This is a genomic window from Sorangium sp. So ce367 (assembly GCF_051520455.1).
Taxonomy (GTDB): Bacteria; Myxococcota_A; Polyangia; order Polyangiales; family Polyangiaceae; genus Sorangium; species Sorangium cellulosum_B.
Genome location: NZ_CP150334.1, coordinates 2,346,792 through 2,371,293, shown reverse-complemented (window position 1 = coordinate 2,371,293; position 24,502 = coordinate 2,346,792). Strand labels below are relative to the sequence as shown.

At 71.0% G+C, this 24,502-nt stretch carries 22 protein-coding genes; 11 read left to right on the top strand and 11 right to left on the bottom strand.

Features of this window, described 5'->3' with window-relative positions; translation table 11 throughout:
* Positions 1-54 precede the first annotated feature (54 nt).
* Both WME97_RS09105 and WME97_RS09100 read left to right on the top strand, forming a co-directional pair.
* Positions 55-720, top strand: a complete 666-nt coding sequence (locus WME97_RS09105; RefSeq protein ID WP_437551197.1) for an AgmX/PglI C-terminal domain-containing protein — start codon at positions 55-57, stop codon at positions 718-720.
* Positions 721-748: 28 nt separating this feature from the next.
* A complete protein-coding gene (locus WME97_RS09100) occupies positions 749-2,359 on the top strand; it encodes a hypothetical protein (protein ID WP_437551195.1) in 1,611 nt (536 codons plus the stop codon).
* Positions 2,360-2,730: 371 nt separating this feature from the next.
* Here the strand turns inward: WME97_RS09100 and WME97_RS09095 are convergent, their stop codons facing one another.
* Positions 2,731-3,108: a hypothetical protein gene (locus WME97_RS09095; RefSeq protein ID WP_012234342.1), complete on the bottom strand. Its 378-nt coding sequence runs from the start codon at positions 3,106-3,108 to the stop codon at positions 2,731-2,733.
* A gap of 491 nt (positions 3,109-3,599) precedes the next feature.
* Between WME97_RS09095 and WME97_RS09090 the strand changes: the two genes are divergently transcribed.
* The 3 genes from WME97_RS09090 (at position 3,600) to WME97_RS09080 (ending at position 6,508) form a co-directional block, all read left to right on the top strand.
* Positions 3,600-4,424 carry an OmpA family protein gene (locus WME97_RS09090; RefSeq protein WP_437298758.1) on the top strand — a complete coding sequence of 275 codons (825 nt, stop codon included), beginning with the start codon at positions 3,600-3,602 and terminating at the stop codon, positions 4,422-4,424.
* Positions 4,425-4,434: 10 nt separating this feature from the next.
* Positions 4,435-5,370, top strand: a complete 936-nt coding sequence (locus WME97_RS09085) for a Ppx/GppA phosphatase family protein (RefSeq protein WP_437551193.1) — start codon at positions 4,435-4,437, stop codon at positions 5,368-5,370.
* A gap of 631 nt (positions 5,371-6,001) precedes the next feature.
* Positions 6,002-6,508, top strand: a complete 507-nt coding sequence (locus tag WME97_RS09080) for a CarD family transcriptional regulator (RefSeq protein WP_012234339.1) — start codon at positions 6,002-6,004, stop codon at positions 6,506-6,508.
* Between the two features lie 111 nt (positions 6,509-6,619).
* On the opposite strand, the gene WME97_RS09075 is transcribed toward WME97_RS09080, so the two are convergent.
* Both WME97_RS09075 and WME97_RS09070 read right to left on the bottom strand, forming a co-directional pair.
* The gene (locus WME97_RS09075; protein ID WP_437551191.1) at positions 6,620-7,135 is read right to left on the bottom strand and encodes a hypothetical protein; all 516 of its coding nucleotides are present in this window, start codon (positions 7,133-7,135) and stop codon (positions 6,620-6,622) included.
* 122 nt (positions 7,136-7,257) lie between these two features.
* Positions 7,258-7,776 (bottom strand): tRNA (cytidine(34)-2'-O)-methyltransferase, encoded by a 519-nt coding sequence (locus tag WME97_RS09070; RefSeq protein WP_044968101.1) that lies wholly within the window; start codon positions 7,774-7,776, stop codon positions 7,258-7,260.
* 250 nt (positions 7,777-8,026) lie between these two features.
* On the opposite strand from WME97_RS09070, the gene WME97_RS09065 reads away from it, so the two are divergent.
* Positions 8,027-9,124 (top strand): hypothetical protein, encoded by a 1,098-nt coding sequence (locus WME97_RS09065; protein ID WP_437551189.1) that lies wholly within the window; start codon positions 8,027-8,029, stop codon positions 9,122-9,124.
* Positions 9,125-9,201: 77 nt separating this feature from the next.
* Here WME97_RS09065 and WME97_RS09060 read toward each other — a convergent pair whose 3' ends face one another.
* From WME97_RS09060 to WME97_RS09050, 3 genes are read right to left on the bottom strand one after another with little or no spacing between them, the layout of a single operon-like run.
* Complete coding sequence (locus tag WME97_RS09060; RefSeq protein ID WP_012234335.1) at positions 9,202-9,621, bottom strand: hypothetical protein; 420 nt, start codon at positions 9,619-9,621, stop codon at positions 9,202-9,204.
* Positions 9,618-10,463 carry a ribonuclease III gene (rnc, locus tag WME97_RS09055; protein ID WP_437551188.1) on the bottom strand — a complete coding sequence of 282 codons (846 nt, stop codon included), beginning with the start codon at positions 10,461-10,463 and terminating at the stop codon, positions 9,618-9,620. Before rnc ends, WME97_RS09060 begins: the two co-directional genes overlap by 4 nt.
* An 8-nt stretch (positions 10,464-10,471) precedes the next feature.
* Positions 10,472-10,765, bottom strand: a complete 294-nt coding sequence (locus tag WME97_RS09050) for a 4a-hydroxytetrahydrobiopterin dehydratase (RefSeq protein ID WP_437298751.1) — start codon at positions 10,763-10,765, stop codon at positions 10,472-10,474.
* Positions 10,766-10,876: 111 nt separating this feature from the next.
* On the opposite strand from WME97_RS09050, the gene WME97_RS09045 reads away from it, so the two are divergent.
* Both WME97_RS09045 and WME97_RS09040 read left to right on the top strand, forming a co-directional pair.
* The gene (locus tag WME97_RS09045; protein WP_437551186.1) at positions 10,877-11,506 is read left to right on the top strand and encodes a hypothetical protein; all 630 of its coding nucleotides are present in this window, start codon (positions 10,877-10,879) and stop codon (positions 11,504-11,506) included.
* A gap of 103 nt (positions 11,507-11,609) precedes the next feature.
* Positions 11,610-12,416 (top strand): hypothetical protein, encoded by an 807-nt coding sequence (locus tag WME97_RS09040; RefSeq protein WP_437551184.1) that lies wholly within the window; start codon positions 11,610-11,612, stop codon positions 12,414-12,416.
* Positions 12,417-12,502: 86 nt separating this feature from the next.
* Here the strand turns inward: WME97_RS09040 and WME97_RS09035 are convergent, their stop codons facing one another.
* The 4 genes from WME97_RS09035 to WME97_RS09020 form a co-directional block, all read right to left on the bottom strand.
* Entirely contained in the window at positions 12,503-13,531 is a 1,029-nt protein-coding gene (locus tag WME97_RS09035) for a peptidylprolyl isomerase (RefSeq protein WP_437551182.1), read from the bottom strand.
* Positions 13,532-13,564: 33 nt separating this feature from the next.
* Positions 13,565-14,110: a hypothetical protein gene (locus WME97_RS09030; RefSeq protein ID WP_437551180.1), complete on the bottom strand. Its 546-nt coding sequence runs from the start codon at positions 14,108-14,110 to the stop codon at positions 13,565-13,567.
* A 144-nt stretch (positions 14,111-14,254) separates the two neighbouring features.
* On the bottom strand, positions 14,255-15,652 hold the full coding sequence (locus WME97_RS09025) for a metallopeptidase family protein (protein WP_437551178.1): 1,398 nt from the start codon (positions 15,650-15,652) through the stop codon (positions 14,255-14,257).
* A 30-nt stretch (positions 15,653-15,682) separates the two neighbouring features.
* Complete coding sequence (locus tag WME97_RS09020; RefSeq protein ID WP_437551176.1) at positions 15,683-16,813, bottom strand: hypothetical protein; 1,131 nt, start codon at positions 16,811-16,813, stop codon at positions 15,683-15,685.
* A 346-nt stretch (positions 16,814-17,159) separates the two neighbouring features.
* Between WME97_RS09020 and WME97_RS09015 the strand changes: the two genes are divergently transcribed.
* From WME97_RS09015 to WME97_RS09005, 3 genes are all read left to right on the top strand, one after another.
* Entirely contained in the window at positions 17,160-18,542 is a 1,383-nt protein-coding gene (locus WME97_RS09015) for a sigma-54-dependent transcriptional regulator (protein ID WP_437551174.1), read from the top strand.
* A gap of 353 nt (positions 18,543-18,895) precedes the next feature.
* Positions 18,896-20,236 carry an AAA family ATPase gene (locus tag WME97_RS09010; protein WP_437551172.1) on the top strand — a complete coding sequence of 447 codons (1,341 nt, stop codon included), beginning with the start codon at positions 18,896-18,898 and terminating at the stop codon, positions 20,234-20,236.
* A 44-nt stretch (positions 20,237-20,280) separates the two neighbouring features.
* Entirely contained in the window at positions 20,281-20,871 is a 591-nt protein-coding gene (locus tag WME97_RS09005) for a hypothetical protein (RefSeq protein WP_437551170.1), read from the top strand.
* 612 nt (positions 20,872-21,483) lie between these two features.
* Here WME97_RS09005 and WME97_RS09000 read toward each other — a convergent pair.
* Complete coding sequence (locus WME97_RS09000) at positions 21,484-24,297, bottom strand: tetratricopeptide repeat protein (RefSeq protein ID WP_437551169.1); 2,814 nt, start codon at positions 24,295-24,297, stop codon at positions 21,484-21,486.
* Between the last annotated feature and the right edge of the window lie 205 nt (positions 24,298-24,502).

Genomic DNA, 24,502 nt, shown 5'->3' with positions numbered 1-24,502 from the left:
GAAAAACGCAAGGCGCCTCGCCTCCGCTCAGCCGAACCGTTTAGTATGCGCGCCATGCGTCCCTGCGCCACCGCCAGCGCCGTGTTCACCGGAGTCCTCCTCGCCGCGGCCCTGTTCGCGGCCTGCTCGAGCGGCGCCGCGCCGCCGCCTTCGCCGCCTGACAGCGCGCCGCTCGGCGCTTCACCGCCGCCTGCCTCGCAGCCGACGTCCCCTGGCGTCGCGGACCCGGGCGCCACGGCCGCTGGCGCCGCGGACCCGGGCGCCGCCGCGCCCGCGCAGCCGGACCGGCCTGCCAGCCGCAAGAAGGCCCCCGAGACCGTCGAGGACTGCAAGGTCATCGCCTCCGAGATCACGAACGATCCGCCGGACGGCGGGGTCGTGATGAACAACGCGACGACCTCCGCCGACGCCGGATCGAGCGATCGCCTGCAGCCGCTCGTCGACGCGATCAAGGCGAGGCGCGACGGCTTCCGCTGCTGCTTCGATCTCTACGCCCGCAAGCACCCGGGCGCGCAGGGCAGGATCACGTGGCAGCTCAAGCTGAAACCCGACGGGACGTTCGAGGAGGCGAGCATCGTGCGCGACAAGAGCGACGTGACCGCGCCGCAGGTCGAGTCCTGCATGGAGGAGCTCGCGAAGTCGATCACCTGGGCGCGCTCGCCGAGCGGCAAGGAGACCGTGCTGACCTACCCCTTCGACTTCAAGCGACGCAACTACTAGCAGCGCGCCGCCTGCGAGGAGCACGTCAGTGTCGAGCGACGCTTCGGGGATCCTGCGCGGCTCGGGCCACCCCGGCCGCAACGCCTACGCCGAGCTGCTCCGCGACACGCGCGGCCTGAGGCGGGAGCAGCAGCAAGCGCGCGAGGCGTGGTTCGCGCGCCTCGCGGCCGACAAGAAGGACGAGACGCTCTTCGAGCTCGAGATCCTCCTGAAGGGCGTCGCCTGCTTCGCGAACCCGCGGAACCACCCGGGCGCCGGGCGGCGCCAGACGATCGTCAGCCACGATTTCCGCGAGCACCTCCAGCACGCCCGCGACGGCATGGCGCGCGTGGTCCAGCTGACGCGCACCATGCTCGGCGATCGCGATCGCGCCTTCGTCTTCCAGCGCTACCTGGAGACGGTGCTCCCGGAGGACACGGCGCGCACGCGCCTCCTCCACGCGACGATGGCGCAGGAGTCGCCGGAGTCGAGCCTCTTCGTGCTTCGGCACGGCTTCACGAACCTCATTGAGGTCGCGGGCGGGCTGCTCCGGCTGCCGAGGGTCAGCTTCAGGCTCTTCTACGCCCACCTCGCGACGGCGATGCGCGAGATCGCCCAGAGCACGTTCTTCAACCCGCTCCACGCGCTCGAGTTTCGCCCGGAGTTCGATCGCATCCCGTCGACGCAGGTGCTCGAGCTCATCCACCGCGTGCCCGGCGAGCAGGCGCACCGGCTCGTGGCGCTCACGTTCCTCGCGCTGTTCAGGATGCTCAGGTACCTCCGCCTGCTCGACGCCATCGCGCTCGATCACTCGGATCACCGCGTGGCGGGGCGCGGGTACCTCGTGCTCGCGGTCCTGCGCAGCGACGCCCGCGCGCTCTCGAACTACCTCCGGCGCCGGGCGGGCGCGCTGCTCGCGGACAGCTTCGAGCGCGATCTGCTGCGCGTGCCCGCGAGCGACATCGTCGCGCGCCACGACGAGCTCGCCGCCGAGGGGCACCGCCTCCTCTCCACGAAGGCCGCGCTGACCGGGCTCGCCGCGAACCTGCGGCTCGAGATGCGCCGCGCCTTCGAGCACGACCTCCCGCCCGCCGACGCGCTGGTGAGCGAGTCCGAGTATCGGGTCCGCCTCCGCGCCGTCTCGCACGGCCTCCGCCCCGCGCTGCAGAACGCGATCCTGTTCCTCGGCAGGTCGCTCGGCGCGAAGCTCGAGGAGGGCCGCGTCTTCGACGATCAGGCTGCGCGGCGCGCGACGAGCGATCGCCTCCGACGCGACGTGTGGATGTTCGCCCAGATCGCGCGGGCGTTCGCGAGCAAGGCGCGCCACACCGGCCCGGCGCCCGATCGATGGACCGGCATCGCGAGCTTCGCGTTCGTGCGCGAGTTTCTCTCGTATTTCCGGGCGATGGGCTACCCGCTGCTCCGGGTGGGCGACTACCCCCACGTCGACGCGTTCGTCTCCGCGATGACGGCGCTCGAGGAGAGCGACCTCCTCGATCCGCAGCGGCTCGACGCCGCCATCCGCGAGTGCGAGGCGTTCTTCGAGTTCCTGATGAAGCTGTTCGAGCAGATCTCGAAGCGCGAGGACCTCGCTGGCGTCCCGTTCGATCGCAAGGGCGCCGCGCGCGCTCTCCGGCTCTACCTCGGCGAGCGCACCTGAGCGCCCCTCGCGGGCCGCGCCGCCGCATCCTCAGAGCGCGACGGGGGCACGAGCGCCGCTCGCAGATCCTGGAAGCCCCCTCCCAGTCCGCCGTCGCTGAGCGGGGCGCACGCGCCCCACCCGCCGCTCAGGCACCCCGGTAAACGGGCGCAGAGCGCCGCACGTCGATGCCGGCCACCTCGGCCGCAGGCGGCGGCGCCGCCGCGGGGACATCGTCCACCCGCGCGCGCCTCCGGCCTGGACCCACGCGTCCGGATCCGCGGCGTCCTCACCCCCCGATGGTCTTGTAAGGCGGATTATCTGGTCGCAACCGGCGGGTCGGCTCGCTGCGCCTCGTTCTGTTGGAAGAACCGAGGCGCTCCCGTGTCGCCTTATTCCGACTCGTCGGACGGGCCGGTGCTCGCAGGAGCAGGAGCCGGCGTGCTCTTGCGCGCGCCGCGGGTGCTCGCGCCCTTGGCCGGCGCGCGCTTGGCTGCGGCGCGTCCTCGAGGAGCGGCCGCCTTCTTCGGCGCAGCCGCCCGCTTGCCGGCGGCCTTCGCCTTGCGCTTCGGAGCGGCCTTCTTCGCGGCCGGCTTCTTGGCGGCGGCGCGCTTCGGGGTCTTCTTGGCGGCGGCGCGCTTCGGGGCGGCCTTCTTCGCTGCCTTCCGCGCCGGCTTCTTCGCGACCTTACCGGCCTTCGCGGCGGCCGGCTTCTTGGCCGACTTCGTCACCTTCTTCGCAGGCTTCTTCGCGGTCTTCTTAGCAGCCATTGGAAATCCTCCTGCATTCGCCCCGGCACGGCACGGCGGACATCGCAGAACGTCCTCTCCGCTACAGTTTCCTTACCGAGGCAACAGATGTTGCACGACGTATATTGCCACGCATGGTGATGGTCAAGGAAAATCTTGCGGGCCCTAAACCGATGTATCCCGTGTGTTCCAGGCAAACTGGTCCGCAAGCGTTGCGAGGGTAAACGTCGGAGCAGGCCGTGGTGAAGCAACCAGACCGAACCGTACGACTGATTTTTGTTGACAGTTGGCGGAATGTCTGTCTTGGCCCGTTGCGCTCCTTCCTGGCGATCGCGCGCCTGCACGGCGCCGCAAATGGCGCCGGAGCGCTCATGGTCGCACGGAGCTCCAGCGTTGCGCAGGCTCTAGAGAGCCTTGTGCGGCGCCATTCGCCTCGCTACGGTCGCGCCGCCTGCGCGGCGCCCCTCATGGCCGAGCGCCGCGCTGCTCTAGGCTGCTCTAGGAGGAAAGGTATGTTGGTTCGTCGCTCGACGTCGTGGTTGTTGCTTGGCGCAACGCTCCTTGCGGGCTCGGGGGCGCTCGGGTGCGGCTACTCGGAGGAGGAGATGCAGGCGAAGATCCGCGAGATCGAGGGCCTGAAGACCCAGCTGAGCGCCGAGCAGGCGCAGAACAAGAAGGCCAAGAGCGAGCTCGACGAGGCGGCGGCCCGGATCGAGCAGCTCAAGTCCCAGCTCAAGGCAGCAGGCGTGGACATCTCCAACCTGAACGCGAACCTCGAGCAGCAGGCGCGCGCGCTCGAGGACTTCCGCCGCCGTGCCCAGCAGCTCGAGGACATCAAGAAGCGCTTCGAGGTCCTGCGGGACAAGCTCCAGGCCCTCACCAAGCTCGGGCTCAGCGTGACCGTCCGCAACAACCGGATGGTCATCCAGCTGCCCGGCGACGTCCTCTTCGACTCGGGACGGGAGACGCTCAAGAAGGAGGGTCAGGAGATCCTGCTCAAGGTGGCCGAGGTCATCCGCAACGACTCCGGCCTGTCGGCGCGCTCCTTCCAGGTCGCCGGGCATACGGACAACGCGCCGCTCGCCGGCGGCCGCTTCAAGGACAACTGGGGGCTCAGCGTGATGCGCGCCCGCGAGGTGCTGGCGTTCCTGCTCCAGCCCGAGGACAAGGCCGGCGGCGGCCTCAAGCCCGAGCGGTGGAGCGCATCCGGCTACGGTGACACCGACCCGGTGAAGCCCAACGACACCCCGGAGAACAAGCAGGCCAACCGGCGCTGCGAGCTCGTGGTGCTGCCGAACGTCGAGGAGATGCTCGACCTGAAGACGCTCACCCAGTAAGGCTCGGGGCATGAGCGTCGCGGCCATCGACATCGGCACGAACTCGGTCCTCCTGCTCGTCGCCGAGCGCCGCGGGGGTGAGCTCGTCGCGCTCGTCGAGCGCGCGACCATCACCCGGCTCGGCCAGGGGGTCGACGCGGCGCGCGCGCTCGCGCCCGAGGCCGTGGAGCGCACGCTCGCCTGCCTCGCCAGCTACGGGGAGGAGCTCCGGTCCCGGGGGGTCGAGCGCGTGGACGCCGTCGGCACCAGCGCGATGCGCGACGCCGCCGGCGGCGAGGCGTTCATCGCCCGCGCCCGCGAGCTCATCGGCGTCGCGCCGCGCGTGATCTCCGGGCCGGAGGAGGCGGAGCTCACGTACGCCGGCGCGCTGACGGGGCTCGACCTGCCGGCCCGCGGTCCCACGATCGTTGTCGACGTGGGCGGCGGCAGCACGGAGATCATCGTCGGCAGCGCCGACGGCGCGGTGGAGCAGGCGGTGAGCCTCGACGTGGGGAGCGTCCGCCTGACCGAGCGTCACGTGCGCACGGATCCGCCGGCCGCCGCGGACCTCGAGGCTGTCCGCGCCGACGTCCGGGCGGCGCTGGCGACGCTTCCAGCCGTGCCCCAGCTCGCGGCGCCCACCCTGGTCGGCGTCGCGGGCACGGTGACGACCCTCGCCGCGCTCGTGCGCGACGTGTCCCCCTACGACGGCGCCCGCGTGCATGGCGCGCGGGTATCCGGGGCAGAGATCGTGGACGTCACGTCCCGCCTCGCTTCCCTGCCGCTCGCCGCGCGCAGGCAGCTGCGCGCGCTGGATCCAGCGCGCGCGGACGTCATCGTGGCGGGCAGCGTGCTCATCGAGGAGATCCTCGCGTGGGCCTCGCGGCTCGCCGGAGCTCCTGTCGATCTCGTCGCTTCGGATCGCGGCGTACGCTGGGGGCTCGCCGAACGCCTCAGCGCCGCCTGAGCACTCCGGCTCGTTTGAAGGCCGGACGGACGCAATGCCCGAGGTCCGTCGCGTCCGTCACATTTTCGAGTCATCTCACCCACGTCAGGTCCACCACCTCTCCCGGAGAGGCCTGCTCTGCCCTAAACTAGGCGGGTGAGCTGGCGCGCCCCCACGCCGATGCATCCATCGGCATACACTGTCACCCCGCCCGACCCCGAGGGAAAACCAGAGTGATCACGCCACGATGGCGCACCCACGGGGATTTTCGTTGACCTATCTCGGCCGGCTCACTAGAGTGCGCGCGCCTGGCGCAAACCGGCCCTTTTTCAAGAGGGCCGTTCCCCCAACCTCAATCCCTTCCGCCCGCAACCGTCCGCTTCCACCGCCGCTTGTCAAGATTCCGCCGTGCACGCCAGAGCACCGACCTCTCGCGGGTCATGGATGGTGCTCGCGTTGCTGCTTCTCGCGCAGCGGTCTCGAGCGGCGGCTCATGGCTCTTTTCTCGGAATTTTTCTCGGAATGCGCGACGGTGTGTGTCGGTTCTGCGGGTCCAGGTTCAACCGCATGTGCAGCGTACGCCCCTCGAAGGGATTTCGGGAGGCAGACGAAAAACTAAAAGGACGGCGGGGTGGAAGGCAAAGGAGACGATATGCAGGCTCGTTCGGAGATCCAGTTCAAGGTGGGCGACAAAGCCGTCTACCCGGCCCAAGGCGTGGCCGAGGTGGTCAACATCGAGGAGAAGGACATCGCTGGCAACCGTCAGCGATTCTATGTTCTCCGCATCTTGGACACGGATCGAAAGATCATGGTTCCAGTCAGCAACGCGAGCGCGGTCGGCCTTCGCCAGGTCATTTCTGAACAGGAAATCCGGGAAATTTTCGACATCCTCCGCGAGCGTACCATCGCGTTCGACAACCAGACCTGGAACCGTCGGTACCGCGGCTTCATGGACAAGATCAAGACGGGTTCTATTTACGATGTCGCCGAGGTGCTACGCGACCTCTATCGCTTGAAGACGGACAAACAGCTCTCGTTCGGTGAGCGCCGCATGCTCGACACCGCCCGGACGCTGATCGTGAAGGAGATCGCGATCGCCCGAGGTCAGACGGAAGAGCAGGTGAAGACCGAGATCGAGGCGATCTTTCTCGCCAACTAAGGCGTTACCTGATGGTTAGCGGTCTTGCGGCCGCTGCCGATGGAGGCCGGCACTGCCGGCCTCCGGGCTTTTGTGGGCCGGAAATTCCGTGCGCCATCGGTCCGGGCGCGTTCAGAGATCGCTGCCCGGTCGCTTTTGCACGGGCGGGAGCGGGGGCAGCGCCACATCGACGCGCCACCCCGCGTCCTCGTAGACGCAGGGCACCTGGACGCGCTCTCCCGGGAGCAGGCCGGCGATGTCCACGAGGGCGTGGGCGCCGGCGATCTGGGCGGTGTAGCGCTGCGGCTCGAAGCGCAAGAGGAAGCGGGACGGCGTGATCATCGCCTCGGGCGCGATCGCCTTGCCGGTCGCGGCGCTGTAGCGCTGCGCGCGCGACGCGAGGTTGTCTCGAGCGCGGCGCGACAGGAGCTCGAAGGCGGCCTTGGCGTCAGCCGGGTCGCCGTGCAGCTGGCGCAGGCGAGCGACCAGCTCCCGGACGGCGCCGTCGGGCGTGCCGCTCGGAGGCCGCCTGCTGCATCCGGCGGAGGCGAGCGCCACGACCGAGAGCGCGACCGCCACGCCGGCCCGGACGAGGCGCGCGGCCGGCCGTCGGGCGTCCTGTCGCGCGGGTTGCCGGTGCATGACCATGCGGCCCTCTCCTTAGAACGACGCGTCGCCGACGTCCACGGCGCGCGGCCGCCGGCCCCTGGGTGACGCCGCGGCGGAGCGCGCTCTTGCCGGAGGTTGCGCGCGCCTGCGCGCACGCGCCGTCACCCCGGAGCGGCGCTGGCGAGCGCGCCCACCTGGCGGAGCGCCTCGTACAGGACGATGGAGACCGCGTTGGCCAGGTTGAGGGAGCGCACGGGACCCAGCGTGGGAATGCCGAAGACGTCGTCCGGCATCCGTGCGAGGAGCTCGGGGTCGAGGCCCACGCTCTCCTTGCCGAACACCAGCGCGTCGCCTGGCCGGAAGTCCGCGTCGAGGTAGCTCCGCGGAGCCACCGCGCTGAAGAGGCGGAGCCGAGCGTTCGGGTGATGGTGGCGAAAGTGGGCGATGTCGAGCTGCTGCTCGAGCGTGACCAGGTGCCAGTAGTCAAGCCCCGCGCGGCGGACACTCCGCTCGTCGATGCGGAACCCCAGCCTCCCGAGCAGATGCAAGGGGCTCTGCGTCGCAGCGGCGAGCCGCGCGATGTTGCCTGTGTTCTGCGGGATCTCCGGCTCCACCAGCACGATCCGGAACGGCGGATCGAGCGGCGCCGCACGGAGCCGGGGGCGACCATCGTTGAGCACGCCCTCTCTTTCCGCGACGCGACCGCGCGCCGCAACCCCCGAGCGAGGGATCGCGCGCGCGGCCTGCCTGGCTCGCCAGCGCCGCCTCGACAGATAGCCGGCCCACGCGGTCGCGCGGAAAACGCGAACCGAACGGACGGAGGCCCCTCTGTTCGCTTGACGGCTGTACGAGCGGACACGTAGCCTCCCGCCTCGGAGACACGGAATGCGCGCATCGTGCTGGATCGCTTCGGCTATTGCCCTCGCAGGAGTGGCGTCGTCCTCGCTCGCGGCCGCCGACGCCATGGATCCGGCGCTCGCGCGGCTCGTGCGCGACCCGGAGCCGAGCCTCGGCGGCGCCGCCGTGCCCTGCCGCATCACAGGGCCGGAGGGTGGCCTCTACTACAACCCCGCTTCCCGTTATCAACGCTGCCTGACCGACGACGCTGCGTTCGCCAAGCTCATCGCGCAGTACGGCTTCGCGGTGGCGCCCTCGGCGATGCACTCGGCGCGGACCACGGGCTACGGCGGGTTCGAGATCGGCATCGAGGCCAACTACACGAAGATTGACAGCGACGCCGATTATTGGAAGCAGGGCACGCAGGGGCCGCAGGATCCGACCAGCAAGAACTTCTCCATCGAGAACCGGAGCCCGGACTCCTTCCTGCAGCACTACTCCCTCAAGGTCCGCAAGGGTTTTCCGTTCGGGTTCGAGCTCACCGGCGCCGTCGGGTTCCTCGCCAACACAAGCCTCGTCAGCGCGGGCGCCGACGTGCGCTGGTCGCTGTTCGAGGGGTTCCGCCGAGGGCTCCCCGCGATCCTCCCGGAGCTCGCCGTCGGCGGCAGCGTCCGGAGCGTCACCGGGACCGAGGAGTTCCAGCTGACCGTGGCCGGCGCCGACGCAGTGATCTCGAAGCCCCTGCCGATCGCCGGCACGGTCGTGATCACCCCCTACGCCGGCTACCAGTGGCTCCGGATCTTCGGAGACTCGGGGCTCATCGATCTCACCCCGAACACCGACGCCGTGAACTTCTGCAACTTCCGCGGAGCGAACTCGCCTGTCAACCCGGTGCAGGGTCAGGACGGCAACCCGCTCCCCCACGACGGCCAGCCGGTGTGCGAGGGCGGCTCCCAGGCCGACTTCAACAACACCGTGGTGTTCGACGCCGTGCGCATGAACCGCCACCGGCTCCATTTCGGCGCGCAGCTGCGGTTCCAGATGGTCAAGCTCGGCGCGCACTTCATCACCGACATCGTGAGCCCCGAGGACGCGAACCAGGGCGCGGCGAACGAGATCGACGGCGAGAACAAGTTCGCCGGGCTCGGGTCGCAGTGGACCCTCGGGATCGATCTCGGCGCGATGTTCTGAGACCCGCTTCGCCGGGGACGCTCGCCGCGGGCCCCCGGCGCAGACCCGCTTCGAGCGGACGCGGCTCGCTGCGCTCCTCAGCGCTTCGAGCTCAGATCGGGCAGCGCGTAGCCGAGCTCGGCGAGGAGCGCACGGAATGCGCGGTCCTCGTTCCGCGCCACGGTGAGGTGCTCCATGAACTTCTTGAAGTTGCCCTGAGCCGCCGCGTCGGCGGCGCGCTCGCTGTTCTCGAGCACGAGCAGGAGGTGCGGGTGCGCCTTGGAGACGGAGCTAGGGCACTCCATCTTGCGCGCCACCAGGGCGCGCGCTTCCGCGAGCGCATGCACCACCATGACGAGCTCCTTGTCATGGGTCCGCGGCAGGAGCATGTCGCCCTCCCTGCGCGCCTCGTCGAGCAGCAGGCTCGCCCTGTCCAGGTAGCTCCCGGCCCAGGCCGGCAGCGCGACGAAGAGCGAGCAGAGCGCGAAGGTGAAAGCAAGCATCAGGTGACGGATCATCGACTGGGTCCTCGGTCGTTCACGGTTTGCTCGGAGGACGCCTCGCCCGATGGCGGGCCCCCCCTGCCCTCGGGCGCACCTTGCAGGGCCTCGGCGACTGCCCGTCCATCGCATGCGGCGGCCGCAGGCTCCGGCGCGGCGCAGGAGAGGAGCGCGGCGCGCGCGGCCGCCTGCTCCGCAAGCTTCTTCGACCGGCCCCGGCCGGTGCCGATGACCTGGCCGTCGACCTCGACGGCGACGAGGAACGCGCGGTCGTGGTCGGGCCCCTCCGTGCCCATCAGACGGTAGCGCGGCGACGCAGCGCCGCGCGCCTGCACGCGCTCCTGCAGCTCGCTCTTCGCGTCACGCCCGAGCAGGCTGCCGCTCGCGAGCTGCGCGAGCGGGCTCGCGGCGATCTTCCGGCTCAGCGCCCGCGCGCTCTCGAAGCCGCGATCGAGGTACAGGGCCGCGACGAGCGCCTCGGTGGCGTCGGCGAGCACGTTCGTCTGGTCGCGCTCCCCGGCGACCTCCGCGCCGCGCCCGACCCGAAGCGCAGCGCCGAGCTCGATCCCTCGCGCCCACGCCGCCAGCGCGTCCGTGTTGACCAGGGCCGAGCGCATCATCGAGAGCTCCCCCTCCCTCGCCCCCGGAAAGCGCTCCATGAGGAGCTCCGTCACGCACAGGCCGAGCACGGCGTCCCCCAGGAACTCGAGGCGCTGGTTGTCCACGCGCCGGCCGCCTCGCTGCTCGTTCGAGAAGCTCGGATGCGTCAGCGCCTCCTCGAGGTGCGGCAGGTCCCCCTCCAGCCCCAGATCCAGACGTTGCAGCAGCTCGCTCGGGAGCATCCCCAGCACCTTGCCCACGCGCAGCGTCAGCCCGCGCTCAAGCGGTCGGTCAGCTCGGCCAGCTCCAGGTCGAGCGCGGTCAGACCGCCAGCGTCATGCGTGGACCACGCGACCCGCACCTTGCCCCACGACAGCGCGATCTCCGGGTGATGATCGCGCCGCTCGGCCAGGAGGGCGATCTGCATCACGAAGCCCACGCCGGTCCCGTAATCCGGAAACGAGTAGCTCCGCTCGATCTGCTCGCCCGCTCGCACCCAACCCGGGTGAGCAGCGACGAACCCGGCGATCTCATCGTCCGAGAGCCGATCACGCTTGCCCATGGGACGCAACTATGGGCTAAGCCCCGCCCTGGTGGAACCCCGGAATGCAGCCCCCGCCCCGCGCAGCGTCCGCCGCGCGCGCCGTTCGCCGTGCGCTATCCTCCCGCCTCGATGACCGGGCTTCACGCCTGCCCCTTCTGCCGGGAGATGTTCGAGGCGAAAGAGGCGTCCACTTGCCCCGCCTGCGGCCTCCGGCTGGAGGCGCTCGCGAAGCTTCCCCCCTCGTACGACGCGCTCCAAGAAGAGCCTGACGAGCCGCTCCCGCCGCACATGGAACCGCTCCCGTGGACCTACGCCGGGCGCGGCCGGGGCGCCCTGCTCGCGCTCGCGCTCCTCGGGCTCGCGGCGTTCTTCGCGCCGTGGATCCACGAGACGGCCCCCGAGCTCCGCGACCTCAGCGGCTTCGGGCTCGCGCGACGGCTCGGCTGGATGTGGGCCCCGGCGGTCGCGTTCTTCGTGATGATCCCGCTCGCGCTGACCCGGAGATCGATCCACAAGATGCGCGGCGCCCGCGTGGCCGTCGCTTTCCTCGCCGCGATCGCCCTCGTCACCGTCGCGATGCGCCTGATGTTCACGCCGGGCAGCACGCTGCTCCGTCCCGTCCGCTTCACGTGGGGCTACGGGCTGTACGCGACCGGGGCGATCGCGCTGCTCGCGCTGTTCACCGCCGCGTTCTTCGGAGGAAGGATCGACGACCTCCCCACGGGGCAGCGGCGGCGGGGCAACGAGGTGCTGCACTGAGGCACTGAGGAGCGCGTGGCCGGTGGCATCTCGGGTCGACAGGCTCGCCCGTGCGACGTAACCTTGATGGGAGTGGCCTTTGTCCGCTGCTCGAAGGTGCGCAATGGCCAAGCGATCTGCCAGCGTACGCCGTGAGCCCTCGCGGGACGACGAGACGTTCGATGTCCCCGCGGCGGTGCTCTGCGCGTGCTGCGGACAGCCCGACTGCGCCGGGTGCTCCGCGGCGAGCGACGAGGGCTCGGGGGTCGTCGCGATCGTCCCGTGGGAGCGCCCGAGCGGCGGGGTCTGGTCGCGGCTCTGGGCCACCTCGAGGGCGACCACGCTGGGAGCCGAGACGTTCTTCGCGACGATCCCCGACGGCGCGCTCCCCGCGGCCATGCGCTTCGCCCTGCTGGCGGAGACGCTCGCGATCCTGTCGATGATCGCCGCGCTCCTGCCCCTCGTCGCGCTGGCGCTGCCGAGCCTTACGCTGGAGCTGGCTCGCAACCCGGCCGCACGCGCGAGCGCCCTCCAGTGGCTCGCGATCGGCGTTCCGGCGGTCACCGTGTGGATGGTGCTCGCGCACACCTTGCACGGCGCCGCGCTCGACCTCGGGGCACGGCGCCAGGGCGCGCGGCCAGAGCGCCGGCGCGCGCTCCGCTTCGGGCTCTACGCGTGCGGCTGGGATCTCATGGCCGGCCCGCTCGGCGCGCTGGCCATGCTCATCACGGGCGGCACCAAGGGAGCCGAGCAGGTCCTCTCCGCCTCGCTCCGGGTACCGGGCAAGGCGTCCATGGCGCTGCTCCTGGGCGTCTACGCGCTCCACCCCGACGCGGCGGAGCGCGCTCGACGCGCCGGGAGCATCGCCGCGCTCGCGCTCACCATCGCCTCCGGCTTCGCCGCCATCGCGCTCGCCGTCGCCTTCAGCTGACACGCCGTTCAGCGCCCTCGGGGGTGTCGCCCTCGGCGGCGCTGCCCCCGCGGGTGTCGAGCGCCCATCCGTGCGCGCCAGCAGCCTCAGCGCATGTCGTGGCGCGGCATGGGCGAGGGCGGAGGCGCGCCCGGACGCCGACCGCTCGCGAGGGTGCCCGGGCGCCTCTTCGGCTGCAGATCGCCCGTCGAGGTGATGTCGATGAGGTCCACGAGCTCGGGGGCGTGACCGGAGACGTCCTGCGCTCGCAGGCGCTCGAGGAGCTGCTTCACCTGCGCCTCCGCCTTGCCGTGCGCGAGGATCTGACGGATGGACGGCGCCTCCTGCTCGAGCGAGCGGCTCACGGGTTTCCTGCTCTGGCGCCGCCACAGCACAGCGAAGCCATCGCCCTCGGGCACGGGCTCGGGCACGAGCTCCGCGTCTTTCACCCCGGCGGCAGCCGAGACGAGCCCCGGGTCGACCTTCAGCCCCGGCTCGGACGTCGCGCCATCGGACGCCACGAAGCCGAGATCGCCGCCGCGCATGCCCGTCGCCTTGTCGAGCGATTTCTCGCGCGCGATCTCCTTGAAACGCTGGGGTGACGGGTCCTTCTTCAGCTCGGCCAGGATCGCCTCGGCCTCCGCGCGCGTCGCGACGAGGATGCGCCAGAGCGCCACCATCGCCGGGGAGCTGAACCTGTCACGGTGGGCCTCGTAGTAGGCGCGGACCTCCTCGTCCGTCACCGGGGAGCTCGCCGCCGCCTCCGCCTGGATCCGCTGCAGCAGCGCGGAGCGCAGGACGCCGCGCACGCGATCCTGCACGTCGGCGCGCTCCGTGAGCTTCTGCGCGGCGGCCCCCTGGGCGAGGAGCAGCTCACGCACGAGGACCTGGTTGACGAAGTTCTTCCGGATCTCTTCCGGGGTACGCCCGAAGGTCTGGAGCTGAAACGGCGGGACCTGCGCGAGCCTGCGCTCGACCTCCGACGCCGTGATCGCCGCGTCGCCGACGCGCGCCACCGGGGCATCAGCGGCGGCCGCTGGCTGGGCTTCAGCGCGAAGCGACAGGCCGGTCGACGCAGCGCACACGACCGCCATGGCGGCCGCGCCGAGGGGGAGCTTCAGCGTTCTCGCGCGCATCGGAGCGGGTTATCCCCGCGCCGGCAGGCAAGGTCAAGCTGCCCCGCGGCGCGCTGCCTCGGTGGACACGCCGCGCTCGTCCCCGCGTTCACCTCCGCGCTCGCCGCCCCGCAGCACCCCGGCCTTCCGCAGCGCGTGCGCGTCGAGCCCGACGAACCGGTACACGTCCGCAGAGAAACCGTAGGCGCGATGGAGGTGCCTCAGGCCCTCCACGAGCTCGGCGGTCACCTCGACCGGAGGCGGGGGCGGGTACGCCTTGCGGATCGAGGCGAGCGGCTCGCCCAGCTCAAGGAGCTCCTCGACGCGCGACAGCACGTCGATCGGCTTGAGCGTACGCTTGCCTCGCCGCGCGACACCCTCGGCCAGCTCGGCGAGCAGGCGCCGGCGCCGGCGCTCTGTACGGCCGTCTCCGGCGCGGCCCCCGCCGCCCAGGAGCAGCTCGTTGAACCGGCGCGCGGCCCGGCGCTTCTCGACTGCATCCGGACTTCCCCGGCGGTTCTGCGCACCGCCACCCCGCTTGGCTGGTCGTGGCGCTTTGGTGGATCCGGCCGTGCGGGCCGGCGAGCTCTTCGTCTTCACGATCCTCGGCAAGAGCACAGCGCGCTCGAGGAGCCGGTATTCCCCGGCACGTCTTCTTGCTGTCCCGGCAGTATGACAGCTCATCCTCCCGCTTCGAAGAAAGCGGCGGGCACACGGCGTGCTCGTCCCGCGCGGCGCCGGACGTCAGCGTCCGCCCGCGCACCACGCGAGGGCCGTTCCGACGGCCGCGATCAGCCAGGCCGGCCACGTCGCGCGTACGAAGCCGGCGACGTCCGACAGGGCGCCGCGCCGGGCGCGCCGCACCGCCTCGGCGTGGCCCACCCGGCGCAGCTCCTCGCGCGCGATCTGCTCGTGCTCCTCGTCGTCGAGCGGATCGCTGCCAGCCAGATGGTGCAGGTGATGTGTCACCTCGTGGTCGATCGTCTCCTCGATCTCCGCGTCGATGTCGAAGCCAGGATCCTCGCGGGCTTCCGACCGGAACGTCCGGTAGAAGATCCGGATCTCCGGAGGATGGGCGATCCCGAGCGCATCCGCGGGTGTCCCGGGCGTGTAGCAGCCGAGCAGCGGCTCGCCTCCGTCGTCGCAGGCCGGCACGCCTGCGTCGATGAAGAGATCGATGTTCCGCACGCCGCGTGCCTCGTAGATGCGCCCGGCCGCGGCGCGGACGCGCGCCTCGAAGCCATCGAGATCCGGAAAGGCGCTCGAGGCGCTCGCGCGAGCCCTCGTCCCTGCCCTCGTCGAGCGGGGCTCCCCGAGCTCGTCCGTGTCCGCTCCGTCCACTCCAGCAGCGCGCAGCGGGGCGCGCGCGAGCTCCCGCTCGAGCGGCACGTCGAGATCGTTGCGGGCGCCGCAGCCCTGGCAGCGGTAAACGGCGAGGAGCCGCGCGGGGTAGCGCGCCTCGTGGTAGAGGTCGACGATCGCCGCCCACGCCTCGTCGGGAGCGCTGGCGAGCGCGTCGGCGATCACCGGCGCGCGGCGCTCGCGGCCGAGCGCCGCGATCCCCATGGCCACCACCAGCGACGGCGTGACGCGCAGGACGCCGTCGTCGGGCAGGCGGAGGAGCGGCATCGCCTCCTCGACGGTGCGCTCCACGAGCCGCACGGCGCGGCAGACGGCGCGACCCACGCGCAGCGCCGGGATCGGGTGCGACACGCGGAAGTCGAACGGGCGATCGAGCTCGGGATCGTGGAGCTCGCCATCGGTGAACGGCCCGATCTCCAGCAGGCCCGACGGAGCGACCTCGAACGGAGCGCTGCAGTTCTCGCAGGTGTAGGCGCCTGGGTCCTCGGGCACGATGCCGGCAGACGCGAGGAGCGCGCGCAGGACATGGGCGTCGGTGAGCGGGAGGCCGAGAGGATCCAGCGGCGCGCCGCGCGCGTCGGCCAGGACCGACGGGCCCGCGAGGACCTGGACGTCGAGCGCGCACCTGCCGATGGATGCGCGCTCGCCGCCGCCGCGGCCTGCGGGAGCGCCGAAGACGGACGAAGCGCGAGCGCGCGCGGCGGCGTCCGACAGGCGCGCCACGCCGCCGGAGGGGAGGTGGACCTGAGCGGGGAGCAGGCGTCGCGCGGGCGCAGGCATCGCGGCGGCCTATATAGCGGGTCGCTCGCCTCAGGGGTCCTCGGGACGCGGCGGACCGCCGACGGCACCCTCGTCGGTCGGAGCGAGCGATCCCCACGGTTCGCGATCCCTGTCGGTCTCGGACGGCTCGCTCGCCGCGCGGCCGACGTCGAGCCCGGCGGCGCTGGCGAGCTCGGCGGCCACCGCCGCGGAGAGCGAGCCTCCGCTGAGCGGTGACGCGCCGGCGACGGTCGAGATGGGCGACGGCTCCGAGGATGGGCGATCTCGGCGGCGACCGCGAGCGAGCACCGGCGCGCGCTCCCCGTCGCCGGCCGGATCGGGCGCGGCCGCGCCCACGCGATGGACGGTCGCGCGCAGCTGCACACGCCCGAGCGACAGGCTCGCCGCGCTGGCGGGCGGCACGCTCGACGAGAGCTCCGCGCCCACGGGCACGCCTGTCCCGAAATCAAGGTAGCGGGTGATCGCCAGGGCGTAGATGAGCTTGCGCACGGTCGGCTCCGGCGCGACCCCGGATCGGAGGAGCGCGGCGAGCGTGGGCGTGGAGCTCTCCAGCGCCTCGATCACCGCGAGCTCGCCCTCGCGGAAGCCGAAGCGGCCGGGCTCGATGGCGGGGTGCAGGCGGAGGGGCACGGCCCCGATCCGCTCCAGGGTCCGCTGGAGGCGCGTCGAGCGCTCGCCGTGCTCGCGCAGCCCCGCCCAGAGGAGCGCGAGGGGATCGACCTTCGCGGGATCTCCCCCCCACTCGGCCAGCGCGTCGAGGCCGTCGAAGTAGCGGTACTTCGTCGCCGGAGGCAGATCGAACAGGCGCATCATCCGCCGCACGAACTGGACCTGGGCAAGCCAGTCGATGGTCGTGGCGTCGACGCACCCCGACAGCAGCAGCACGTCCCCCAGGAGGCCCCTTGTCGCGAGCGCCTCCGCCAGGATCTCGGCGGTGATCACCCCCTCCTCGAGCAGGATCTCCCCGAACCGTGCGTACCCGTCGCTCGGACGGATCTTCACGGGGTTCCCCCGGACGATCCGCAGCGTGTGCTCGGCGCCCGTGGGCTCCACCAGGATGAGCGCGCCGGTCAGCCGATGCTCGACGGCATAGACGAAAAGATGAGCGAACGGCGTCCGCTCCAGATCTCCTTCCGCCGTCGCGAGACCGTCGGGAGACATCCTGGGCCAAGCTACCATAGCGCGCGCAAGCCGGATCCCCCTTTCTCCACGCGCGGCGGCGCGGAACCTGGTCTGGTGGCGCTGGCGTCGCTGGTCCCGGAGCGCGCGGTGCACACGCCGCCGCACGCCGCCTCGCGCGTCGGGTCGCGGCCATGGATTCTTGCCGCCGCCGACGCACGCTCGACGCACTCCACGGCCGTTCCACGCACGTTCACGCTCGTTCAAGCTCGTTCACGCACGGCTTCCGGCGGAGTGCGCCTGCGCTCGGGCCGGGTGCGCCGCGCTCCAGCGTCAGCGCGCAGCCGGCGGGCATCGGCCGCGGCGGTTCCGCGCTACGGTGGCAGACATGCCGCGCGGACATGTGCTGGTGCTCGACGACGAGCGGGCGATCTTGACGACCCTCCAGAAGGCCCTGTCGCTCGAGGGCTACACGGTCGACGTCGCCGGCGGCGTCGGGGTTGCAGAGGAGAAGCTCGCGAAGCGGAGCTACGACATCGCGCTCTTCGACGTCTCGCTGCCCGACGGAGACGGCGTGGAGCTGCTCCAGCGGATACGCGTTGCCGGCTCGGAGCTGCCTGTCGTGATGATGAGCGGCCACGCGACGGTCGACGCCGCCGTCCGCGCGACGCGGCTCGGGGCGATCGACTTCCTGGAGAAGCCGCTCTCGACCGATCGGCTGCTGCTCGTGCTCGAGAACACCCTGCGCCTCGTCCGCGCCGAGGCCGAGGCGAAGGCGCTGCGGACCCAGACCGGCCAGGTCGGCGAGCTCATCGGAGAGAGCCGGGCGATGCTCGACCTGCGCCAGCAGATCGCACGCGCGGCGAAGGCGACAGCGACGGTCTTCGTGACGGGCGAGCGCGGCACCGGCAAGGAGCTCGTCGCGCGCGCGATCCACGGCGCGTCGAAGCGGGCGCGCGGGCCGCTCGAGAAGATGAACTGCGCCGCGGTCCCGAGCGAGCTCATCGAGAGCGAGATGTTCGGGCATGAGGCCGGCGCGTTCACGGGCGCCACGAAGCAACGGCGAGGCAAGTTCGAGCGCGCGAGCGGCGGGACGCTGTTCCTCGACGAGGTCGGGGACATGCCGCTCGCGATGCAGGCGAAGCTGCTCAGGGTGCTTCAGGAGCGGGAGATCGAGCGCGTGGGCGGGCACGAGACGATCAAGGTCGACGTGCGCGTGGTGGCGGCGACGAACCGCGACATCGAGGCGGCGTGCCGGGAGGGGCAGTTCCGGCCGGATCTCTATGATCGGCTGAACGTGCTGCCGCTGTCGCTGCCGCCGCTCCGCGCGCGGCGCGAGGACGTGCCGCTGCTCGCGCGGCATTTCCTCGCGCTCGCGACGCAGGCGAACGATCGGCCCGGGATGGCGTTCACGGACGGCGGGATGAGCATGCTGGTCGCCTACAGCTTTCCGGGAAACGTGCGGGAGCTGCGCAACATCATCGAGCGGCTCGTGATCCTGACGCCCGACGAGACGATCGACGAGGGCGACGTGAAGGTCTGCCTCGGAGGGCAGCAGGCAGCGATGAAGGGCGGGCTCTTCCGGCCGGGGGTGCCGTTCCGGGTGCTCGCGGAGGAGGCGGAGAGGGCGATCCTGGAGGAGGCGCTCGGCCATCATGGAGGGCAGATGGCCGCAACGGCTCGGGGGCTCGGGCTCGAGCGGAGCCACCTGTACAAGAAGTTCAAGGCGCTCGGGCTGCGGGGGGACAAGGGCGAGGCGGAGGACGAGTAGGGCACCACGGGAGGCGGCCCTCCCGGGGGGCCGCGCCGAGGGGAGGGTCTGCGCGGCGGCCGGGGGTGGGCGCTCACCATCCGCCGAGGCTGGGGCGCGGAGCTTGCGCATGGACCACCACCCGGCATGTCTCCCTTCGGGCCTTGCCTCCTGGGACGTTTCGTCGCGCGCCACACAAGGCGCGCCTGAGACGTGGAGCCCTCCGGGACCTTATGGCACCTCGGTCGGTGCTCGATCGCGCCCACCCCCGGCCGCCGCGCAGACCCTCCCCTCGGCGCTACGAGAGCGGAGACGCGGGACGGGACGGACGACGCATGGCCTGGACCGCGACGGGTGTGGTACGCGGAACCAAGATGCTGCGATCGCTGCACTTGGAAGGCGTGGGGCCGGCCGACCAGCTCGACTTGGGGCTCGGCGAGCGGCTGAACGTACTTACAGGAGACAACGGGCTCGGCAAGAGCTTCGTGCTGGAGGTCGCCTGGTGGGCGCTCACCGGAACGTGGACGGAGCGGCCCGTGCTGCCACAGCCGGGTAAGGAGGCGAGCGCACGCATCTCCGGGGAAGCCAAGCCGGGCACCGAGTTCGAGCAGTTCGAAAGCAAGTACGATCGTGTTGCTCAGCAGTGGCGTGACAGGTTCGGTCGCGACATGGGCCGCAGCTGGACCAATACTCCTTCCGGGGTGGTCATATCTTCGTGGGTGCGCGGCCTGGTCCCGGTACTCCACGTCCGTACGAATGGCGCGTGCTCCGTCTGGGATCCCTGTCGAAATATTCCCTCGATGGGCAGCGCTCTGTACCGGCTCTCGTCGTCGCCTTCGCCCGATCCGCAGCCCTATCTCTTCGAGGAAAGACAGCTCTGGGACGGGCTCGTTCACGAGGGAAAACCCGTCTGCAACGGGCTCGTCCAGGACTGGGTGACGTGGCAGCTCGAGGCGGCGGACAACGACGGGGCTCACCCGTTCGAGCTCCTCTGCCGCGTGCTCGATCAGCTTTCTCATCCCGAGGAGACGATGAAGCCCGGCAAGCCGGTGCGGCTCTACCTTGACGACGTGCGCAAGTTCCCGACCGTCGAGCTGCCGTACGGCACGATCCCCATCATCCACGCGTCGGCCGGGATGAAGCGGATCCTCGCGCTCTCCTACCTCATCGCGTGGTCCTGGTCGGAGCACGTGCAGGCGTCACGCCTGATCGGCTGGCAGCCCTCGGAGCGCATCGTCGTGCTGATAGAGGAGCCCGAGACGCACCTGCACCCCAGGTGGCAACGCCACATCGTCCCTGCGCTCCTCGGTGCCCTGAGCGGGCTCTCCCCGTCGATGCGCCCGCAGGTGCTGCTGACGACGCATTCGCCCCTCGTGCTCGCGTCGATGGAGCCGCACTTCAAGCCGGCCAGGGACAAGCTGTTCGTGTTCGAGCTCAACGGCACTGACGTGACCGTGCGCGAGCTCCCCTGGGCGAAGCGCGGCGACGCGATCGGGTGGCTCACGTCCCCGGTGTTCGGCCTGGAGCAGGCGCGCTCGATCGAGGCGGAGCGGGCCATCGAGGCTGCAGAGGCGCTCATGCGCGGCGAGACCAGCGCTCTGCCGGACGGGCTCAGGACCGAGGAGGAGATCCATCGGGAGCTCATGCGCCTCTTGCCGGATCAGGATCGCTTCTGGCCGCGCTGGATCGTGCGCCGGGAGCGGGCGGGCGCATGATCCCGTTCGAGCGCACGCCTGAGCCCGCGGACTTCAATGTCAGAGTGCGACAGCCCGGCCAGCGGTGGCTCGCCGAGGGCGGCGCCAAGCGGATGCCGGACTACTGGCGGCGCGCTGCGCGCGACCTCCGGGCAGCTTTCAAGGGCTTGTGCGGCTACACCGCGATGTGGCTCTCGACCCCGGGGACCGTTGACCACTTCATCTCGCGCGATGAAGATCCCAGCCTCGCGTACGAATGGGCCAACTTCCGCTACGCGGCGGCGTGGATCAACAGCAGCAAGAGCGCGCTCCGCTCCGACCAGGTACTGGATCCATTCGAGGTCGGAGACGGCTGGTTCGAGGTGATCCTCCCCTCGTGCCAGATGGTGCTGACCGATCGCTGCCCGCCCGAGCTCCGTGATCGCGCGCAGACCATGCTGAAGCGGCTCAAGCTCGGCCATGGCGAGGAGATCGTCTCCGTCCGGCAGGAGTGGTACCGGATGTACTGCGAGGGAGAGCTCAGCCTGGAGGGCCTCGCGCACTGGGCGCCCCTCATCGCGCGCGCGGTGCGGAAGCAGCGGGAGCAAGCAACCGCCGAGCCGGCGGCAAGCGACGGTGCCCCGCGCTCCGCGCAAGAGGAAGCGTCGAGCGCATGACTGCTTGCCGCGCGGTGAGAATCGGCCGTGGAGAAATGTTCGCCCAGCAGCGTCTGCCCCGGAGCGGCAGACGACACACCAGAGCCTGTCGCATAAATCGCTAGCCAGGCTTCAGAAGGCGCTGTGCCATCAAGTAAGGCGGTACTGGCGACCGTTTCCGGTTCGCCGAAGGCTCCCAGCTGCCTCCTCCTAACCGTTTCCGGTTCACCGAAGGCTCCCAGCTGCCTCCCCGTAACCGTTTCCGGTCCGCCTGCGGGGCCGAACCCCGCGCATCTTGACCCAGCGCGCGGCGATTTGCTCTGGCACCACGCGAGCGCCGGAGGGGGTCTCCGCGCGGCAGGGTGCGGGTGGGCGCGGCGAGCACCGACCGAGGTGCCATAAGGTCCCGGATGGCTCTACGTCTCAGGCGCGCCTTGTGTGGCGCGCGACGAAACGTCCCAGGTGGCTAGGCCCGAAGGGAGACATGCCGGGCGGTGGTCCATGCGCAAGCTCCGCGCTCCCGCCTCGGCGGATGGCCGAGCGCCCACCCGCACCCTGCCGCGCGGAGACCCCCTCCGGCGCGTGCAGCCGGGATCCCCGCCCTCCCCTCGCCTCTCGCCCCGAGCCCGAGCCTCAATCCGGCATCGCCCGCGGCGCAGGCGGCGACGCGCCCTTCATCGCTTTCTGGTACTCGAGCGCCTGCTTCGCGTAGTCGTCCCGCTTCATCTTCGCGTACGCCTTGGCGAGCTCCCCGTAGATCTCCGCCGCGTCCCCCGGCTTCGGCCCGGACAGGAGCGCGCTGTTCAGCTCGTAGATCGCCGACACGTGCCGCCCCGTGCGCGCCAGCGCCCGCGCATAGAGCCGGTGGATCTCCGGGTTCGCCACGTCGACGAAGATCGCTCCCTCGCCGACCTTGCGCGCCTCCTCCCACGCGCCGCGCTCCACGAGCAGCCGGAGCAGCCGACGCCAGACCCGACGATCGTGCTGGTCGAGGAGCGCGAGTCGGCGCAGCGCCGAGAGCTCGCCCGCCGCGTCCTTCTGCCGGCGCGCGAGGTCGTAGAGCCCCTGGAGCGGCTCGGCCTGCGTGGGATCCTGGCGCGACGCCGCCTCGAGGTTCGCCTTCATCTTCGCCGCGTCCTTCTTCAGCTCGGCGAGATCGGCGAGCTTCATCCGCACGACGTAGCCGTCGTTCCCGTCGGCGATCATCTTGCTCAAGAGCCTCGCCGCCTCGTCGGGCTTCTTCTCGGCGAAGGCCGCCCGCACCTTGAGGTAGGTCGCGTCGGGCTGCTTCGGGTCGACCCGGAGCGCCTCGGCGAGCACCGCCTCGCCCTCCTGGCGCTGCCCGTCCTCGAACAGCGCGAGCGCGAGCTCGACGAGCCGCTTCGCGTCCTTCGGAGCGCGCGCCGCCGCCTTGCGCGCCTCGTCGAGCGGCGGCGCGTGCAGATCCGGGACGTACTGCTTCTCGTAGCGCTCGAGGCGGGGCTTCAGCCACGCGCGGAAGCGCCGGTCGAGCTCCTCCGCGCTGATCCCGAGCGACTCCTTCACCACCTCCTGCGTCCGCTTGCCCGCGGCCCACCGGGGCAGCATCGAGACCACCTTCGGGAAGCCGAACTCGCCCGCCATGAAGACAACGATCTGGCTCGCCGCGAAGTAAGCCATCGTCACGTCCTCGATGTCGTCGACGTGCGTGAACGCCCGGTTGAACCCGTCGACCGCCGGGATCCTCCCGCCCTTCAGGGCGGCGAACAGCGCCGGATCTTCCTCGCGGTGCCACTCGGGCCGCCGCACGATCGTCTCGTACTCGCTGAGCCCCTCGGTGAACCAGCGCGGGACGTGGTTCTTCGACATCTGGATCGCGAAGACGTGCCCGAGCTCGTGCCACAGCACGTTCCCCCAGTTGAACTCCCCCGCCGCCGGGCTCAACGCCGCGAGCGTCTGGCCGAAGCAGACGCCCTGGATGCCCACGTTGGGCAGGCCGCTCGTCCTGACGCTGAAGTTCTCCGTCGACGCGTAGAGCTCGATCGAGACCGGGACCTTCGGCGTGAAGCCGTAGCGCTTCACCATCGAGCCCCAGGCCTCCTCGAGCATGCGCGGCACGTACCGCTCGAGGATCGCGCGCTCCTGCTTGTGGTAGCGGACGCGGAACGTCTGCCCCTCCACCGTCACGTACTGCGCCGCGATGTCCTTCTCGTAGAGGTTCAGCGTGTTGAAGACCCGCACGTTGAAGCGGTCCTTGTCCCACGCCTTCTGGAGCGAGAGCACGCCGCTCTTCTCGTCGCCGGCGCGGATCAGGTTCAGGCCGAGCGTGGCGTGCGCCTTCGCGTCGTTCGGATCGACCTGCGTCGCCTCCCCCATCATCTTGACGATGTCGTCGTAGCGATGCTCCCACTCCGCAAACTCGCCGACGATCTGGAAGAACCGCGAGAACTCCGGGTTCAGGCCGAGCACCTTCGCCTTGATGGCCTCGAAGCCGGCCGCGTCGTCGGCGAGGAAGCGACCCGCCGCCTTGATCGAGAGCAGCGCGAGGTCGTTCGGGTTCACCTTGAGCCCGCGGTCGGCCGCGGCGTCCGCGGCGTCGATGTCCATGTCGCGGAGCGCAAGCCCGGCGCGGACGAAATACGCCTCGGCGAGGTTCGGATTCACGGAGAGCGCCTGCGCGACCTCGCTGTCGGCGCCGCCGAAGTCCATCGCGCTCTCGAGCTTGACGCGCGCCATGGCGACGCGGCAAAGCGGATCCTTCGGGGCGAGCTTGAGCGCCTCCTTCACGACCTGACCGGCGTGGCCGGGGTCGTATTTGTCGAGGAACAGCTCGGCCCGCCAGAGCAACGTCTCGACCCGCTGCTTGCCGCCGACCTTCTCGGCCGCGTTGAACGCGTCGTTCGCGTCGCGCGCGCTCCGGAGCAGGTGCGCCGCGCGCCCGACGAGCGACAGCCCCTCCGCGTCGCTCGCGGTGATCTTGTCGTCGTTGTAGTCGTCGATGATCGTCATCAGCGGCGCGCGCGCCTCGCCCCGCTTGCCCGACTCGATCAGGAGCTCGCCTAGCACGAGCCGCGCGCGGCGGGCCTCGTCCTCCCGCTCCACCTCGCGCACCGCCGCGATCGCCTCGGCCATCTTCCCGCGGCGCGCGAGCGCCTGGGCCCGGAGCGGCGCGGCGGCGATCCGCGCCTCCTTGCCGAGCGCGGCGGCGGCCTTCGCCGTCTTCGCCGCGTCGTCGTAGCGGCCCGTGAGCAGCTCGATCCGCGCCTTCGCGAGCAGCGCCGCGGCGCGCTCTTTCCCGCCCTGGAGGCCGAGGATGACCTTCTCGGCCTCGGCGTAGTCGCCCTGCGCGAGGAGCGCCTCCGCGCGCGAAAGCGAGGGGGACGGCTCGCCGGAGGCGGGAGCGGGGGCCGCGCAGGCGGCGGCGACGAGGAGAGCGGCAAGAGAGCGGCGGATCGAGTGGTTTCGCATGTCACCCCGTGCGCAACCGTGCGCGACCGTTCGTCAATCGTGCACGACCGCACGCAAACGAACGCAAACCTACGCAAACTTACGCAAAACGAACGCAAACCTACGCTGAGACGCGGCGCCCGGTCGAGCCGGGTGAGGCCATCGTAACCGACGCCACCGGCGCGACCGAACGGCGAAAGGCCGAGCATGAGCGAGCGCGCGAGGG